Genomic DNA, 15,463 nt, shown 5'->3' with positions numbered 1-15,463 from the left:
CCTCCGTCGGGCGGGGGAGGCGGCGGCAGGTCGGTGAGAGGTCCTAGCTCCCCGGCACCACGAGCCCCGTCTCGTACGCGCAGATCACCGCCTGCACCCGGTCCCGCAGCCCCAGCTTCGACAGGACGTTGCTGACATGGGTCTTCACGGTGTGGTCGCTGACCACGAACGACGCCGCGATCTCCGCGTTCGAAAGCCCCCGGGCAAGCAGCCGCAGCGTCTCCTCCTCGCGGGCGGTGAGCACCGAGAGGCGTTCGGCGGGCGACACGGCAGGGGCGTCGGACTCCGTGCGGCGGCGCCGGACCACGTCCGCCACCAGGCGCCGCGTCACCGAAGGCGCGAGCAGGGAGTCACCGGCCGCCACGACCCGCACCGCGTGCACCAGGTCGTCCCTGCGGACGTCCTTGAGCAGGAAGCCGCTCGCCCCCGCGTACAACGCCTCGTACACGTACTCGTCGAGGTCGAACGTGGTCAGCATGACGACCCGGCAGCTGGACTGCGCGCACACCTGGCGGGCCGCCTCGATGCCGTCCATCCCCGGCATGCGGATGTCCAGGAGGATGACGTCCGGGGCGTGCAGGCGCACCGCCGCCACCGCCTCGGCGCCGTCACCCGCCTCCGCCACCACCTCGATGTCGGGCTGTGCCTCAAGGATCATGGAGAAGCCGCTGCGCACCAGCTCCTGGTCGTCGGCGACCGCCACCCGGATGCTCATCCCCCAAGGATGCCGTGGGCAGCGTGACGGCGACACGGAATCCACCATCGGGTCCGTTCCCGGCCTCGGCGGTGCCACCGCAGGCGGCGGCGCGTTCCCGGATGCCGACCAGGCCGTGGCCCGCGCCCCGCGCGGCAAAGAGACCGGCTCCGTCGTCCTGGACCAGCAGCCGCAACTCATTGTCGTACCAGGTCAGTTGAACGGTCACCGTCGCCGCACCCGCGTGCTTGACGCAGTTGGTCAGCGCCTCCTGGACGATGCGGTACGCGGCCACCTCGACGTCGGGCGGGAGCGGACGGGGCTGTCCCTCTGCCGTCAACTCCACTCGCAGTCCAGCCTGTTCGACCAGTGCGGTCAGCTCCGGGAGCGCCGCGAGCGTCGGCTGCGGGGCCCGTCCGGCGTCCGGCGCCGACGACTCCCTCAGGACACCCAGGATCCGCCGCAACTGCACCATCGCGTCGCGCCCCGCGCCGGCGATCGCTTCGAACGCCCCCACCGCGCGGTCCGGATCGCTGCGGACGACCACGGGCCCCGCCTCGGCCTGGACCACCATCAGGCTCACCGCGTGGGCGAGGATGTCGTGCATGTCGCGGGCGATCCTGGACCGCTCCTGACTGACCGCACGCGCCGTCTCGGTGGCGCGCTCCCGCTCGAGGCGCCGGGCCCGGTCCTCCAGGGCCGCGGTGTACGCGCGCTGCACGCGGGCGAAGGCGCCCAGGGCGTACGCGCTGATGAGGCTGAGCAGGTGGAAGGGGTACTCGTACGGCTCGGAGTGCTCCTTGAAGGCCATGGTGACGGCGGCCCCCGTCAGCCAACCGGCGAGCATGACGCGCCGTTTCAGGGGCGTGCTCAGGGCGGCCACGGTGTAGAGGGCGACCATGCCGCCGAAGCAGACGTCGGGCGGCGGCCGGTGGTAGAGCGCCATGACGGGCGTGAAGACGGCGATCACGCAGGCGCAGGCGAAGGGCGCGCGGCGCCGCCAGATCAGCGGCGCCGCGGTCCCGGCGCCGAGTGCGAACCCCGCCGCGCTCAGCGGGTCGCCGCCCTCGTCGGGGAAGAGGAACTGGAGCGAGACGGCGAAGAGCACCAGGGCGGCGAGCGCGGTGTCCACGACGTAGGGGTGGGCGGTGTGGGTGGTGCGCAGCCGGGACAGGGCGAGGAAGGGACGTTGCATCGGCGGGCTCCTCGGGGCAGGAGGCCGTGCCAGTATCGCGGCGGCCCGGCGGCGCTGTCCTCACCGGTGCGGGGGATATGTGCGGGGCGAAGGCGTCTGCGGTTCTCCGCAGGGTCCTCAGGACTCCAGGTACCGCAGCACCGCGAGCACCCGGCGGCTGTAGCCGGTGGTGCGCGAGAGGTCGAGCTTGTCGAAGATCGTGTTGAGGTTCTTCTCGACCGCGCTCAGCGAGATGTGCAGCTTCTGCGCGATGGCCGCGTTGGTGTGGCCCTGCGCGAGCGCCTCGATGACGGTGCGCTCGCGGGGCGTGAGGCGGGAGAGGGGGTCGGTGTGCGTGGTGCGGATGACCAACTGCCTTACGATTTCAGGGTCGATGGCGGCGCCGCCCGCGTGGATCCGCTCCAGCGAGTCGAGGAACTCGTCGACCTGCGCGACACGGTCCTTGAGGAGATAGCCGACCCGCTCGGCGTTCGGAGTGAGCAGCTGCGCCGCGTAGTTGCGCTCCACGTGCTGGGAGAGCACGAGCACGCCGACCCCGGGCCAGCGCTCGCGGATCTCCACCGCGGCGCGCAGCCCCTCGTCCGTGTGGGTCGGGGGCATCCGGATGTCGGTGACCACGATGTCCGGCGTCCGCGCCTCCACCTCACGCAGCAGCGATACGGCGTCACCCACCCCGGCGAGCACCTCGTGCCCCTCCTCGGCGAGCAGCCGGATCAGCCCTTCGCGCAGCAGGGTCGAGTCCTCGGCGAGCATTACGCGCACGGCAGCTCCGCGGTGATGGTGGTGGGCCCCCCGGAGGGGCTGTGGACGTCCAGTCTGCCGTCGAGCGCGGCCACCCGGCTGTGCAGTCCGGTCAGACCGCTGCCCGCCGGGTCGGCGCCGCCGACGCCGCTGTCGCGGACCAGGACGGCCAGGTAGGTGCCGTGTCCCTTGACGCTGACGAAGATGTCCTGGGCCGACGCGTGCTTGGCCGCGTTGGTCACGGCCTCGGACACGACGAAGTAGGCGGCGGTCTCGATGGCCGCGGGCAGCGGCTCGGGAACGTCGTACTCGATCCTCATCGGGATGCCGCACCGCTCGCGGACCCCGCCGAGCGCCTCGTGCAGACCGAGGTTGTCCAGAGCCGACGGATAGACGCGCCAGGCCACTTCGCGCAGTTCGGTGAGGACGTCCCGGGACTCCTTGTGCGCCTGCTCCAGGAGGGCGTCCGACTGCTCCGGCGTCTTGCCGCGGCGGGCACGGCCGAGCAGCATGGCCAGGGCCACGAGGCGCTGCTGGACGCCGTCGTGCAGATCGCGCTCGACGCGCCGCCGCTCCGCGTCCACCGCCTGCACCACCGCGGCGCGGCTCGCGGCCAGTTCCTGGATGCGCCGCTCCAGGAGCTCGCGCTCGGAGGGCCCGAAGCACTCGCGGGCCAGGCGCGCGTCCAGGGCGGCCAGTGAGTTCAGGCCCTGGACGTCGAGGAAGAGCAGGACGCCGCCGAGCACCACCTGGGTCAGCAGCTCCCGCCAGGTCAGCGTGGACCGGGCGACGCCCGCGGCGAGCAGCCCGGCCAGGACGGCCCCGAAGACGAGCAGTGCGACCACGACGCCGCACAGCAGCCCGGCGTACGTACGGGCCGCTAGGTAGCGCAGCACCTGCTGGTCGGAGGCGTGGTGCTCAGGGAATCTGTCGTGGAAGAAGACCGAGCGCCTCGCGCGCTCGATGGCGGTGAGCCTGCGGGCCCCCGAGGCGAGCAGGGAGTGGGCCCGGCCGCGGGTGCGCGGCCACAGCAGGAAGGCGCCGAGCAGGGCGCCGGCCAGGATGAAGTACAGCAGGCCGAGGAGGGCGGTGAAGCAGCTGAGCAGGACACCGGCGCCCCTCAGGAGGCGCGCCGTCGGCTTCGACGGGGGCGGGGCACCGTCCCACGGCCGTGGATCGAGCGGCGACGGAAGACGATGGCTGTCCGTACCTGCCAGATCCGCCTTCACACCTGCCGACACTAGTGACGCCGCCCTGACGCGGCAAGATCGCCCGACTGCTTCCTGGACCGGACGCGCCTGATCACGTAGAGGGCGACGGCGACGAGGACCAGGACGAGGACGGCCTTGGACAGGAACCCGACGTAGGTCTCCACGGCGTCCCACTGGTCGCCCAGCCAGTACCCCGCCATCACGAGGACCGAGTTCCAGATCAGGCTGCCGAGGGTGGTCAGGGACAGGAAGACCGGCAGGGGCATGCGCTCCACACCGGCCGGGACCGAGATGAGGCTGCGGAAGATCGGCACCATGCGGCCGAGGAGGACGGCCTTGGTGCCGTGCTTGGCGAACCACTTCTCGGTGCGCTCCAGGTCGGAGCCCTTGACCAGCGGCAGTTTGGCCCAGATGGCGTGCATGCGCTCACGGCCGAACAGCACGCCGATCCAGTACAGGACGGCGGCGCCGACCACCGAGCCGAGCGTGGTCCAGAACAGCGCGGACGCCAGGCTGATCACGCCCTGTCCGGCGGCGAAGCCGGTCAGGGGCAGGATCACCTCGCTGGGCAGCGGCGGGAAGAGGTTCTCCAGGGCGATGGCGAGACCGGCTCCCGGGCCGCCCATGGTGTCCACGAGGTCGGCCGCCCAGCCCGCTATGCCGCCCGCGGGTTCCTGGGGGAGGGCGAGGGTCACGAGATCCATGCGGTTTCTCCAAGCTGGCGGGGCGGCGGCTGTGGCACAGCCGCCGGGCTTCATCAGCAACGCTAGAAACCGTGGGGCGGCGGCGGTATGCGGGTTGCCGTCGATCAGGGTGGGGTTTTCCGCAGGTTTCCGAAGGTTCCCGCAGGCTTCCGAAGGGGTTCCGGGAAACGCGAAAGGGCTTCTCGGAAATCCGAGAAGCCCCAGGTCAGCGACCTAATCGCTAGTGCGCCGCCAGGGACTCGAACCCCGGACCCGCTGATTAAGAGTCAGCTGCTCTAACCAACTGAGCTAGCGGCGCCTGCTGACTCAAAAATAATACCTGGTCCCGGAGGGTGCTCAGGACCGCCCTAGATCGCCAGCGAGAGCAGCACCGGTGCCGCCCCGCGATTGAGCGTCTCGGCCGCTTCCCGCAGCCGGTGCGCGTGCTCCACCGGCAGGGACAGCGCGAGGCAGCCGACCGCGGAGCCCGCGGTGATGGGGACGGCGGCGCAGACCGTGCCGACCGCGTACTCCTGGAGGTCCAGGACCGGGACGGTGGCTGGCTGGGCCGCGAGGTGGCTCAGGAGGACCCGCTCGTTCGTGATCGTCCGCGAGGTGAGGCGGGCCATCTTGTGGCGGGAGAGGTGGTCCCTGCGGCCGTTCAGGTCGAGCTGGGTCAGCAGGCTCTTGCCGACCGCGCTGGCGTGCGCGGAGGAGCGGAAGTCCACCCACTCGTTGACCTTCGGGGTGCGGGGGCCGTCCGCGAAGTCGGTGATCCTGATTTCGCCGTCTTCGTACCGGCTGATGTAGACGGCCGCGCCGATCGAGTCGCGCAGCCCGTCGAGCGTCACCTTGAGCTTGTCCCGCAGCGTCTGGTCGCGGCGCTGGGCCGAGCCGAGGCGGGCGAGGGATTCACCGGTGACGTACGCGCCGTCGGCGATCTGCTCGATGTACGCCTCGCGGCGCAGCATGCGCAGCAGGGCGGCCAGCTGAGGGGCGGGAAGTTCGATCTGCCGGGCGAGCTCGGCATCGGTCACGCCGGTGTCGTGCTTGGAGACGATTTCGAGCACCCGCAGGGCGCTCTGTACCGAGTGCTGCGGCGTGGTCGGCTCGTGCTTCAGCGCCACGGCTTCCCCCTGCGTGGAACGGTTCCGGACAGCTGGGCTCGTCCCACGATAGCCGCCAAGGGCCCCATATGGAGCGGCTGTTGACGAGATTGGTGGCGCGCCCCGGCCTTGTCAGCAGGAACGCGCCACCCTGGCATATGCCAGTGTCACCACCCAAGGCCATGGCCTGGCTGATTGCGGTGCACGGTCACAGGACCGCGCTGAGGAACTCCCGGGTCCGCTCGTGCTCCGGCTCGGTGAAGATCTTCTCCGGGGTTCCGGACTCGATGACCCGGCCCGAGTCGAACATCAGGACCTGGTCCGAGATGTCACGGGCGAAATTCATCTCGTGGGTCACACAGAGCATCGTGATGTCCGTGGTGTGCGCGATGTCCCGCAGGACGTCGAGGACACCCGCCACCAGCTCGGGGTCGAGCGCGGACGTGACCTCGTCCAGGAGCAGCACCTGCGGGCGCATCGCCAGGGCGCGCGCGATGGCGACGCGCTGCTGCTGGCCGCCGGAGAGCTGGTTCGGGTACTTGTCGATGTGCTCGGTGAGCCCGACCAGTTCGAGCAGCTCGCGGGCGCGCTGCTCCGCCTCGTCCTTGGACAGGCCGAGCACCTGGACCGGCGCCTCGGTGATGTTGCGCAGGACCTTCATGTTCGGGAAGAGGTTGAACTGCTGGAAGACCATCCCGATGTTCTTGCGGACCTCGCGGATGTACTTCTCGCCGGCCGGCACGAGCTTGCCGTTCTTCTCCTCGTGCGTGAGATAACGCCCGCCGACCTTGATGGTGCCCTCCTCGGGCTTCATCAGGGTCATGAGCAGCCGCAGGATCGTGGTCTTGCCGGATCCGGAGGGGCCGATCAGCGTGACGTGCTTGCCCGAGTCCACGGAGAAGTCGAGCTCGTCGAGGACGGTGTTCGAGCCGAACCTCTTGGTGACCTTGTCGAAGCGGATCAGCTCGCTGCCGTCCACCGCCGGATTGGTCGTTTCCTTGGGGGTGCTTTCAGACGACAAGACGACGCTCCAGAGCTCGGAGGAGGAGGGAGGACGGATAGGCGATGACGATGAAGGCGATGCCGACGACGGTCAGGGCCTCGGTGTACTGGAAGGTCTCCGCCGCCTGGAGGCGCGAGCGCTGCAGCAGTTCGAGGACGCCGATGCTGGCGAGCAGCGGGGTGTCCTTCAGCATCGCGATGACGTAGTTGCCCAGCGCGGGGATCACGCGCCGGATGGCCTGCGGCAGGATCACCGCGGTCCACGTGTGGCGGTAGGGCAGGCTCAGCGCCGTGGCCGCCTCCCACTGCCCCTCGGGCACGGCCTCGATGCCCGCGCGGTAGACCTGCGCGGTGTACGTCGAGTAGTGCAGGCCGATCGCGATGGTGCCGGTCGTCAGCGCGGAGAACTGGATGCCCCAGTCCGGCAGCACGAAGAAGAAAAAGAAGAGCTGCACGAGCAGCGGGGTGTTGCGGATGAACTCGGTGACGATGCCGACCGGCCACCGCACGAAGCGGCTGGGGGCGCGGAACAGGAGCGCCCACACCAGGCCGAGCGAGAACGAGATCAGCGAGCCGAGGGCGAGCACCTGCAGGGTGACCAGGACGCCGTCCCAGAAGTGCGGCATGAAGTCGGAGACCGCACCCCAGTCCCACTTGTCAGTTCCGTTGTTCACGCGCCACCGCCCCCTGAGCTCTTCGGGATCTGAGAAGTCGCCAGCTGCTGGCGGAAGTTGAGCTTGCCCATCAGGCCGCCTCGCGGCTCGGGCCTCTGTCCGATCCCGGCCTTGGTCTTACGCTCCAGCGAACGCATCCCGCGGGTCAGCAGGAACGCGATCACGAAGTAGATGACCAGGGTGATCGTGTAGATCTCGGCGCTCTCCGTGGTCGCCAGGCGCACCAGGTTCGCGGCGAAGGACACGTCGCCGATGCCGAGCAGCGAGACCAGGGCGGTGCCCTTGAGGAGCTCGACCAGCAGGTTCGAGAACGGCGGGATCATCTCCGGGATGGCCTGCGGCAGCAGGATCAGACGCATCCGCTGTGCCGGGCTGAAGCTCAACGCGACCCCCGCCTCGCGCTGTGCCGGTGTCACCGAGTTGAGCGAGCCACGCACGATCTCGGCGCCGTACGCACCGTAGGAGAGTCCGAGTGCGAGCACGGCCGCCCACATCGGGACCAGTGCCCAGCCGACCAGCTGCGGCAGGACGAAGAAGATCCAGAACATCAGCACCAGCGAAGAGGTGCCGCGGAAGACCTCGGTGTAGAACCCGGCCAGGAAGCGCACGGTGCGCAGCCGGTGGGTGCGGGCCATGCCGATGCCGAAGGCGACGACGGTCGCGAGGGCCGCGCTGTAGATCGTCAGCTGGATGGTGATCCAGATACCGGGCAGAACCCAGTGTTCCCACAGTCCCGCTGTCATTTGCACAGCTCCTCTGCGGTCAGCGTGGTCATCTCGTCCTTGGTGAAGCCGAACGGCTTCAGGATGCGGAAGAGCTCGCCGCTCTTCTTCATCTTGTGGATCTCCACGTTGAAGGCGTCGCGCAGCTTCGTGTCGGTGGGCCGGAAGGTGAAGCCGCCGCCGTCGATCTGCTTCTCGCCGTCGACGATGGGTGCGAAGGCCTCGGTGGCCTCCGCCTTCGTGCTCTTGCGGACCACTTCACGGCCGGTCAGGGCGGTGCCCGCGAAGAAGTCGATGCGACCGGACTCGACGGCGTTCATGCCCGCGACCGGGTCCGGGAAGATCGAGATGTCCCCCCGCCCGTAGCCCGCGGCGATTCCGTAGTCGATCTCCGCGTAGGCCGGGCCCGTGCCCATCTTCGCCTTCGCCTTGAAGGCGTCCTGGTAGTTGAAGAGCTTCTTCGGGTTGCCCTTGCGGACGATGAAGGAGTCCAGCATCTGGTACTCGGGGTCGGAGAAGATGACCTGCTGACAGCGGTCCTTGTTGATGTACATCCCGGCCGAGACCACATCGAACTGCTGCGTGTTCAGACCCGGGATGAGCGAGCCGAACTCGGTCGCCACCGGCTGCACCTTGGGGACACCCAGGCGCTCGAAGATCGTTTTCGCGAGCTTCACCGCCTCGCCGGTGAACGCCCCGTCCTCGTCGATGTACCCGTACGGCGCCTCTCCCGCGATCCCGAGCCGTACGGTCCCCTGCGACTTCAGGCGCGCCAGCGTGTCCCCCGTGGGGACCTTGCTGCAGCCCGCCGCGCCGAGCGCGCCCACCGCACCTACCGCGGCCGCGCCGAACAGGAGTGATCGTCGGCGGACCCCTGTGTTCCGGGGCACCGCACTCGGTCCCGTGCCGTGGGCACGGGCGCTCTCTGTCTCATTGCTCTCTGGGTCGTTCCAAAGTGGTGGAGCCATGGGCGCGCGGCTACCCGACTCGACGCAAGATATGCGGGCCAATTTCAGCCCCTGATGCAATCGTTGTGGTCTTGACCCAGGGAGGAGCATGGGACACATGGCAGACCGATTCATCGAAGTCTCCCTCGCCAAGCGGGGAGTTCAGTGCACGGCAAAGCTGCTCGACGACCGGGCCCCGTTGACCTGCGCGGCGGTGTGGGAGGCGCTTCCGCTCAGCGAGGACGTCTATCACGCGAAGTACGCCCGCAATGAGATCTACGCCCTCTTTCCGGCTTTCGCGGACCGCGAGCCGCCCCTGGAGAATCCGACAGTCACCCCCATTCCCGGCGACCTCTGCTATTTCTCCTTCAACGGGACGCAGCTGGGCACGCAGGCCTATGGGTACGAACCGGCCGCGGACGTCAAGGCGGGCGCCACGGTCGTGGACCTCGCCCTGTTCTACGAGCGCAACAACCTGCTGCTCAACGGAGACGTCGGCTGGGTTCCCGGCATCGTCTGGGGCCAGGTGGTCGAAGGCCTCGACCAGATGGCCGAGGCCTGCAACGACCTGTGGCGCGCGGGCGCGCAGGGCGAGACGCTGAATTTCCGCAGAGCGTAGGTCCCGCCCGCGGGTTCCCGCGGGTTCAGTCAGTGGCGGGCGGCGCGATCCTCGCGCCGCCCGCTTCGTACAGCGCGTGCGCGGCCCGCAGGACGAGCGCGTCGGCGTGCCGCGCCGCCACGATCTGCACGCCGATGGGCAGCCCCTCCCGGTCCACCCCGCACGGGACGGTCGCGGCCGGCTGCTGCGTCATGTTGAAGGGGTACGTGAACGGCGTCCACCCCGTCCACCGGCGATGGCCGGAACCTTTCGGTACCTCCGCTCCCGCCTCGAACGCGGTGATCGGCAACGTCGGTGTGATCAGGAGGTCGTACGTCTGGTGGAAGCGGCCCATGCGACGGCCGAGCTCCATGCGTACGTCAACTGCGGCAAGGTAGTCGAGCGCGCTGGACCGGGCGCCCTGCGCACAGATCTCCCGCAGCCCCGGGTCGAGCAACTCCCGCCGGTCGGGCGGCAGGTGTTGGATCACCCGCGCCGCGCCGCTGAACCACAGCGTGTGGAACGCCTCCACCGGATCCGTGAAGTCCGGGTCGGTCTCCTCCACGTACGCACCCAGCGCGGCAAGGGACTCCACCGCCTGCCGCACCGCGGCGGCGACCGCGGGCCGCACCGCGACCTGACCGCCGAGCGAGGGTGAGTAGGCGATGCGCAGACCGCGTACGCCGCCTTCGATACCCGCGCGGAAGCTGCCCGCCACCGGACCGAGCTGTGACCAGTCGCGCCAGTCGGGGCCGCTGATGACGTCCATCAGGAGCGCCGCGTCCGCCGCGTCCCGCGTCATCGGACCGACGTGCGCCAGCGTGCCGAACGCGGACGCGGGGTAGATCGGCACCCGTCCGTACGTCGGCTTCAGCGCGAAGATCCCGCAGAACGAGCCCGGGATCCGCACCGAGCCGCCGCCGTCCGTGCCGAGGGACACCGGCGCCGCGCCGAGCGCCACGGCGGCCGCGCTGCCGCCGCTGGAGCCGCCCGCGGTGCGCGAAGGGTCGTACGGATTGCGCGTGATCCCGCTCTGCGGGCCGTCCGTGACACCCTTCCAGCCGAACTCGGGCGTCGTCGTCTTGCCGATGAACACCGCGCCGTGCTCGCGAAGGCGCGCCACCGACGGCGCGTCCTCGTCCCAACTGCCCGCCGTGGGCACGGTCCTCGATCCCCGCAGCGTCGGCCCGCCGCGCTGCAGCAGGATGTCCTTGACCGAGACGGGGACACCCTCGAGGAGCCCTCGCGGCTCACCGCGCCGCCACCGCTCGGCGCTCGACTCGGCCTGCGCGAGGGCCTCCTCGGCATCGATGCGCACGAAGGCGTTCACCGCGGGCTGCACTTCCTCGGCCCTGCGCAGGGCTGCCCGTGTCGCGTCGACCGGACTGAACTCGCCCTTGCGATAGGCGTCGACGAGTTGTACCGCGGTGAGATCCGTGAGCTCGGTCATGCACGCTCCTCAGGGGAGGGAAGTGACGCTCTGACTCGGGGAGTGATCAGCGCTGCCCGGGGAGATCAATTCCCGGGTACATACCCACGTTTCTTGTCGACCACGTTGGACAGAGGCCGCCCGGCCGCCCACTCCTCGTACAACTCGACGAACTGTGTGCCCAGTTCATCGCGCCAGCCGACGGTGTCGCCGCTCATGTGCGGGGACACGATCAGCCCCGGCGCCGTCCACAGCGGGCTGTCCGCGGGCAGCGGCTCGTGCTCGAAGACGTCGAGCGCCGCACCCGCGATCCACCGCTTCGACAGGGCGGCCGCGAGATCGTCCTCCACGACGAGCGCGCCGCGCCCGATGTTGATGAAGCGCGCCGAGGGCTGCATCATCCCGAAGCGCCGCTCGTCGAACATGCCGCGCGTGTCGTCCGTGAGCGGCGCCGCGCACACCACCCAGTCGGCGCGCGCCATGAGCCGGTCGAGTTCGTCGGGGCCGTGGACGCCCTGGCGGGCGCTGCGCCCCACCAGGGCGGTGATGATCCCGAGCCCCTTCAGCATGCGCACGATGGCGTGCCCGATCGGCCCCGAACCCACGACACACGCGCGCGTGCGGGCGACCCGCTGGGTCTCGCGGTGCTGCCAGGTGCGCTCGCCCTGGAACTTCAGGGTGCGCGGCAGGTCCTTGGCCATGGCGAGGACGAGGGCGGCCACGTACTCGGCGATGGGCTGGTCGAAGACGCCGCGGGCGTTCGTGACCAGCGTGTCGGAGGCGGCCAGCTCGGGGCACATGAGGCGGTCGACGCCCGCGCTCGCGGTGTGCACCCAGCGAGGCCTTCGCCCCTCGCCGGGCCACGCCAGGCGTACCGCGTCCGAGAGGAAGTCCCACACCAGGAGCACATCGGCCTGGGGGAGTTGGGCCGCCAGGGTGTCCGCGTCCGCGTGCAGGATCCGGGCGCGTCCGGTGAGGCTGCCGAGGCGGGGCGGCGGGGCGGGGGAGGGGGCGTCGAGGACCAGAACGGTTGTATCGGGCATCGGATCAGACATCCGATCAGGCATTGGATCAGACATTGATTCGGACATCGAGGAGAAACCGTTTCGCAATGAGAGTCCGCTTCCCTGAGATTTGTGTCGGCCAGAGCCGTCTGAGATGCGCGGATTGACCACGCTCGCACCTGAAACTACCTTCGTCAACAGAGGTGCTCTATCACAAGCACCCCACGACTGAGTACTCTCCGTACGAGGCCGTAGCACTCTCTGTAGCGCTTTCTTGGCGCCTTCTGCCCCGTCCCGACGTCCCGGCGCGTCGCCGGCTACGCATCTCCCGGCCCCCGGCCGGTCCCTCCATTGCACGCACGCACGAACTTGGGGCCTGCTCATGGACGTCTCTTTCCTCGGCGGACCACACCCTCAACGCGGTGTAGGTGTCGTCGCCCCTTTTGACTTCGCCCTCGATCGAGAGCTCTGGCGCTGGGTGCCGGACGAGGTCTCCCTTCACCTGACACGCACTCCGTACGTGCCCGTCGAGGTAAGCCTTGACCTGGCACGACTCGTCAGCGAACACGAAACACTGGCCGAGGCGGTGCGCGCTCTGAGCGCCGCCGAGCCGGAAGTTCTGGCGTACGCCTGTACGTCGGGCAGCTTCGTCGGCGGCATCGCGGGCGAGCGCGCGATGTGCGAGGCCATGCACCGCGAAGGCGCGGTCTCCGCCGTCACCACGTCGGGCGCGCTGCTCGAGGCGCTCGAGGATCTGGGCGCGCGGCGCATCGCGCTCGTCACGCCCTACACCTGGTCGGTGACGCAGTCGCTCGAGGAGTATCTGGCCGAATCCGGTGTGTCCGTCACCGGCCGCGCCTATCTGGGCCTGACCCGGCACATCTGGAAGGTGCCGTACAAGGACGTGGCGGACATGGCGCGGCGGGCGGTGCTCGGCGGGGCCGACGCGCTCTTCATCAGCTGCACCAACCTCGCGACGTACGACGTCATTCCGCAGCTGGAGGCCGAGCTGCGGATGCCGGTGATCTCCGCGAACCAGGTGACGATGTGGTCTGCCCTGCGCCGTCTGGGTACCCATGCCGTAGGGCCCTACCAGGCGCTGATCAATCCGAGTGCCAGGCCGGGCGCGGGCCCGGTCGCAGGGCCGGGCGAGCTGCCCGGTGTGGTACCGCTCGATCCGCCCCAGGGCCTGCCCGAAGGACCACCACCGCTGCCTTGAAGGAGGCTGGAAGTGACCGCACTTGGTTTCCTCTATCCGGGTCACTCGGCTGAGGACGACTACCCCCGCATGGAGCAGATGCTCGGGAGCGACGTCCGGCTGCAGGTCGTCCACACCGACATCGGCGAGGACGCGCACCGGGTCGACGCGCTCCTTGAGATGGGATCGGCGGATCGGCTCGCTGCCGGGGTCGAGGAGTTGCGCCTGGCCGGGGCGGAGGCGGTGGTGTGGGCCTGCACCAGCGCGAGCTTCGTCTTCGGCTGGGAGGGCGCGCACGACCAGGTCCGCACCCTGGCCCGGACGGCGGGCCTGCCGGCGTCCAGTACGTCCTTCGCGTTCGCTCACGCGGTACGTGAGGTGGGCGCGGGGCGGGTCGCTGTGGCTGCGACGTACCCGGAGGACGTCGCTTCCCTCTTCGCCTCGTTCCTCAAGGCGTCCGGCACGGAGGTCGTGTCGACGCAGGGGAGCGGCATCATCACGGCGGCGGAGGTGGGTACGTGGGGCTGGGAGGAGGTCAGGGCCATGGCCCACGCGGGCGACCACCCCGACGCGGAGGCGATCCTGCTCCCTGACACGGCCCTGCACACCGCGGCGTACGTCCAGGACCTGGAGCGCGACCTGGGCAAGCCGATCCTGACGGCGAACCAGGTCACGGTCTGGGAGGCACTGCGCCTGGCGACCCGCCGAGTGAACGCGCCATCACTGGGCGCACTGTTCACGAAGGAGCCGGTGGTGCAGGTCCGCGAGTAGGCGCGGCTGGGGCGTGCGGGTGCGGTGCTGCTCCGTCTTGGGGGGCGGGGCCGGGCCGGCTGCGGGGGCGTGCGTGCTGCGGTGCTTGTCCGTCTGTGGGGGCGGGGCCGTGCCGGTATGTCCGTCCTCGCTATCGTCCGGTGGCAGCCCACCCCCCGCCAGGCAGGCAAGACACCCCGGGGCAATCGGGCGGGTGGGCGGGAAAGGCTTGTTCGGTCAGGGGTGGATGCGGGGTGAACGGGCGGGTGGGTGGGAGAGGTCTGTTCGTGCAGCGGGGCCCGCGGGGCAAGGGGCCGGCCCCGCCGGGGAATAAAGCGGAGCCCCCCTCCTGTTGGGCCTGCGGAGCACGAATTACCGCACAAGCACCGCGCAGCAGGAGGCAGGCCCCCGTGACAGTGGACCCGAGCGACGACATCCGCGGCGAGCGGCACGGCAGCGCGCCGGTCCCGCTCTCCGTACTGGACCTGGTGACCGTGGGCGCGGGGCGCACCGCCACCGACGCCCTGAAGAAGAGCGTGGACATCGCCAAGCTGGCCGAAGGGCGCGGATACCACCGTTACTGGGTGGCCGAGCACCACTCCATGCCGGGAGTGGCCTCCTCCTCACCCGCGGTCATCCTCGCCCACCTCGCCGCCCACACCGACCGCATCCGGCTCGGCTCCGGCGGCGTCATGCTGCCGAATCATGCTCCTCTCGTCATCGCGGAGCAGTTCGGGACCTTGGAAGCGATGGCCCCCGGCCGTGTCGACCTGGGGCTCGGGCGTGCCCCGGGCACGGACGGCGCCACCGCCGCCGCCCTGCGCAGGACGGACCGCCTCAACGAAGGCGCCGACGACTTCCCCCAGCAGCTCGCCGAGCTGACGCGATTCCTGGACGACGACTTTCCCGACGGGCACCCGTACAGCCGTATCCACGCCGTCCCCGGCCCGATCCAGGCCACCTCACCCGGCGGCGTCCAGTCCCCGCACCGCCCGCCCCTGTGGCTGCTCGGCTCCTCCGGGTTCAGCGCCCGCCTCGCCGGAGTCCTCGGTCTGCCCTTCGCCTTCGCGCACCACTTCTCCGCGCAGAACACGATCCCGGCGCTCGACCTCTACCGCGAGTCGTTCAAGCCCTCCGCCGTCCTCGACGCCCCGTACGCCCTCATCGGTGTGTCGGCCCTCGCCACGGATGAGGAGAAGGAAGCCCGGCGGCAGGTTCTTGCCGCCGCCCTGAACATGGTCCGGCTGCGCACCGGGAAGCCCGGGCTCGTCCCGACCCCCGAAGAGGCCGAGGCGTACGAATTCAGTGACATGGAGCGGGAGTTCGTCAACAGCTGGAACTCCAACGTCATTTACGGCACCGCCGACCAGGTCCGCACCGGCCTCGACGACCTCGCCAAGCGCACCGGCGCCGACGAGCTGATGATCACGGCCAACGCGCACAGCGGTGACGTGCGCCTGCGCTCCTACGAGTTGATCGCCGACGCGTACGGGCTGCCGCGCGCGTAAC

Annotated in this window: 16 protein-coding genes and 1 tRNA gene; 4 read left to right on the top strand and 13 right to left on the bottom strand. The window is 70.0% G+C overall.

Features of this window, described 5'->3' with window-relative positions; translation table 11 throughout:
• Positions 1-43: 43 nt before the first annotated feature.
• The 11 genes from ABZ833_RS17010 to ehuB all read right to left on the bottom strand — a co-directional run bounded on the left by ABZ833_RS17010 (position 44) and on the right by ehuB (position 8,918).
• Positions 44-715, bottom strand: a complete 672-nt coding sequence (locus ABZ833_RS17010; RefSeq protein WP_249589749.1) for a response regulator transcription factor — start codon at positions 713-715, stop codon at positions 44-46.
• Positions 648-1,889, bottom strand: coding sequence for a sensor histidine kinase (locus tag ABZ833_RS17005; RefSeq protein ID WP_361046996.1), 1,242 nt, complete (start codon positions 1,887-1,889; stop codon positions 648-650). The genes ABZ833_RS17010 and ABZ833_RS17005 overlap by 68 nt, the downstream gene beginning before the upstream one ends.
• 117 nt (positions 1,890-2,006) lie before the next feature.
• Positions 2,007-2,642: a response regulator transcription factor gene (locus ABZ833_RS17000; protein WP_361047512.1), complete on the bottom strand. Its 636-nt coding sequence runs from the start codon at positions 2,640-2,642 to the stop codon at positions 2,007-2,009.
• Positions 2,642-3,859 (bottom strand): histidine kinase, encoded by a 1,218-nt coding sequence (locus ABZ833_RS16995; RefSeq protein ID WP_361046994.1) that lies wholly within the window; start codon positions 3,857-3,859, stop codon positions 2,642-2,644. The genes ABZ833_RS17000 and ABZ833_RS16995 overlap by 1 nt, the downstream gene beginning before the upstream one ends.
• Positions 3,860-3,870: 11 nt before the next feature.
• Entirely contained in the window at positions 3,871-4,545 is a 675-nt protein-coding gene (locus ABZ833_RS16990; protein ID WP_361046991.1) for a DedA family protein, read from the bottom strand.
• A gap of 224 nt (positions 4,546-4,769) precedes the next feature.
• Positions 4,770-4,843: transfer RNA gene (locus tag ABZ833_RS16985), tRNA-Lys, on the bottom strand.
• Between the two features lie 49 nt (positions 4,844-4,892).
• A complete protein-coding gene (locus ABZ833_RS16980; protein ID WP_361046988.1) occupies positions 4,893-5,651 on the bottom strand; it encodes an IclR family transcriptional regulator C-terminal domain-containing protein in 759 nt (252 codons plus the stop codon).
• A 187-nt stretch (positions 5,652-5,838) separates the two neighbouring features.
• Positions 5,839-6,651, bottom strand: coding sequence for an ectoine/hydroxyectoine ABC transporter ATP-binding protein EhuA (gene ehuA / locus ABZ833_RS16975; protein WP_361046985.1), 813 nt, complete (start codon positions 6,649-6,651; stop codon positions 5,839-5,841).
• On the bottom strand, positions 6,641-7,258 hold the full coding sequence (ehuD, locus tag ABZ833_RS16970) for an ectoine/hydroxyectoine ABC transporter permease subunit EhuD (protein WP_249593012.1): 618 nt from the start codon (positions 7,256-7,258) through the stop codon (positions 6,641-6,643). Before ehuD ends, ehuA begins: the two co-directional genes overlap by 11 nt.
• A gap of 44 nt (positions 7,259-7,302) precedes the next feature.
• Complete coding sequence (gene ehuC, locus ABZ833_RS16965; protein ID WP_361046982.1) at positions 7,303-8,049, bottom strand: ectoine/hydroxyectoine ABC transporter permease subunit EhuC; 747 nt, start codon at positions 8,047-8,049, stop codon at positions 7,303-7,305.
• Entirely contained in the window at positions 8,046-8,918 is an 873-nt protein-coding gene (gene ehuB / locus ABZ833_RS16960) for an ectoine/hydroxyectoine ABC transporter substrate-binding protein EhuB (RefSeq protein WP_361046979.1), read from the bottom strand. Before ehuB ends, ehuC begins: the two co-directional genes overlap by 4 nt.
• A 175-nt stretch (positions 8,919-9,093) precedes the next feature.
• Between ehuB and ABZ833_RS16955 the strand changes: the two genes are divergently transcribed.
• A complete protein-coding gene (locus ABZ833_RS16955; protein WP_249589757.1) occupies positions 9,094-9,594 on the top strand; it encodes a DUF3830 family protein in 501 nt (166 codons plus the stop codon).
• Between the two features lie 25 nt (positions 9,595-9,619).
• Here ABZ833_RS16955 and ABZ833_RS16950 read toward each other — a convergent pair whose 3' ends face one another.
• Both ABZ833_RS16950 and ABZ833_RS16945 read right to left on the bottom strand, forming a co-directional pair.
• Entirely contained in the window at positions 9,620-11,023 is a 1,404-nt protein-coding gene (locus tag ABZ833_RS16950; RefSeq protein WP_361046975.1) for an amidase, read from the bottom strand.
• A 65-nt stretch (positions 11,024-11,088) separates the two neighbouring features.
• Positions 11,089-12,045, bottom strand: coding sequence for a D-2-hydroxyacid dehydrogenase (locus ABZ833_RS16945; RefSeq protein ID WP_361046972.1), 957 nt, complete (start codon positions 12,043-12,045; stop codon positions 11,089-11,091).
• A 343-nt stretch (positions 12,046-12,388) separates the two neighbouring features.
• On the opposite strand from ABZ833_RS16945, the gene ABZ833_RS16940 reads away from it, so the two are divergent.
• The 3 genes from ABZ833_RS16940 (at position 12,389) to ABZ833_RS16930 (ending at position 15,462) form a co-directional block, all read left to right on the top strand.
• On the top strand, positions 12,389-13,225 hold the full coding sequence (locus tag ABZ833_RS16940) for a decarboxylase (protein ID WP_361046968.1): 837 nt from the start codon (positions 12,389-12,391) through the stop codon (positions 13,223-13,225).
• A 12-nt stretch (positions 13,226-13,237) separates the two neighbouring features.
• The gene (locus ABZ833_RS16935; RefSeq protein ID WP_361046965.1) at positions 13,238-13,975 is read left to right on the top strand and encodes a decarboxylase; all 738 of its coding nucleotides are present in this window, start codon (positions 13,238-13,240) and stop codon (positions 13,973-13,975) included.
• A 389-nt stretch (positions 13,976-14,364) separates the two neighbouring features.
• Entirely contained in the window at positions 14,365-15,462 is a 1,098-nt protein-coding gene (locus ABZ833_RS16930; protein WP_361046962.1) for an LLM class flavin-dependent oxidoreductase, read from the top strand.
• Position 15,463 lies beyond the last annotated feature (1 nt).

It is taken from the genome of Streptomyces sp. NPDC047525 (assembly GCF_040643025.1).
In the GTDB taxonomy this organism is placed as follows: Bacteria; Actinomycetota; Actinomycetes; order Streptomycetales; family Streptomycetaceae; genus Streptomyces; species Streptomyces durmitorensis.
The sequence above is the reverse complement of the archived record's forward strand: the minus strand, read 5'-3'. Positions and strand labels throughout refer to the sequence as shown.

Bases quoted from the DNA above. Each gene is read 5' to 3' on its own strand.
- ABZ833_RS17010 (WP_249589749.1), bottom strand. From the start codon at position 715: ATGAGCATCCGGGTGGCGGTCGCCGACGACCAGGAGCTGGTGCGCAGC.
- ABZ833_RS17005 (WP_361046996.1), bottom strand. From the start codon at position 1,889: ATGCAACGTCCCTTCCTCGCCCTGTCCCGGCTGCGCACCACCCACACC.
- ehuD (WP_249593012.1), bottom strand. From the start codon at position 7,258: ATGCCGCACTTCTGGGACGGCGTCCTGGTCACCCTGCAGGTGCTCGCC.
- ABZ833_RS16945 (WP_361046972.1), bottom strand. From the start codon at position 12,045: ATGCCCGATACAACCGTTCTGGTCCTCGACGCCCCCTCCCCCGCCCCG.
- ABZ833_RS16940 (WP_361046968.1), top strand. From the start codon at position 12,389: ATGGACGTCTCTTTCCTCGGCGGACCACACCCTCAACGCGGTGTAGGT.
- ABZ833_RS16990 (WP_361046991.1), bottom strand. From the start codon at position 4,545: ATGGATCTCGTGACCCTCGCCCTCCCCCAGGAACCCGCGGGCGGCATA.
- ABZ833_RS17000 (WP_361047512.1), bottom strand. From the start codon at position 2,642: ATGCTCGCCGAGGACTCGACCCTGCTGCGCGAAGGGCTGATCCGGCTG.
- ABZ833_RS16955 (WP_249589757.1), top strand. From the start codon at position 9,094: ATGGCAGACCGATTCATCGAAGTCTCCCTCGCCAAGCGGGGAGTTCAG.
- ABZ833_RS16950 (WP_361046975.1), bottom strand. From the start codon at position 11,023: ATGACCGAGCTCACGGATCTCACCGCGGTACAACTCGTCGACGCCTAT.
- ehuC (WP_361046982.1), bottom strand. From the start codon at position 8,049: ATGACAGCGGGACTGTGGGAACACTGGGTTCTGCCCGGTATCTGGATC.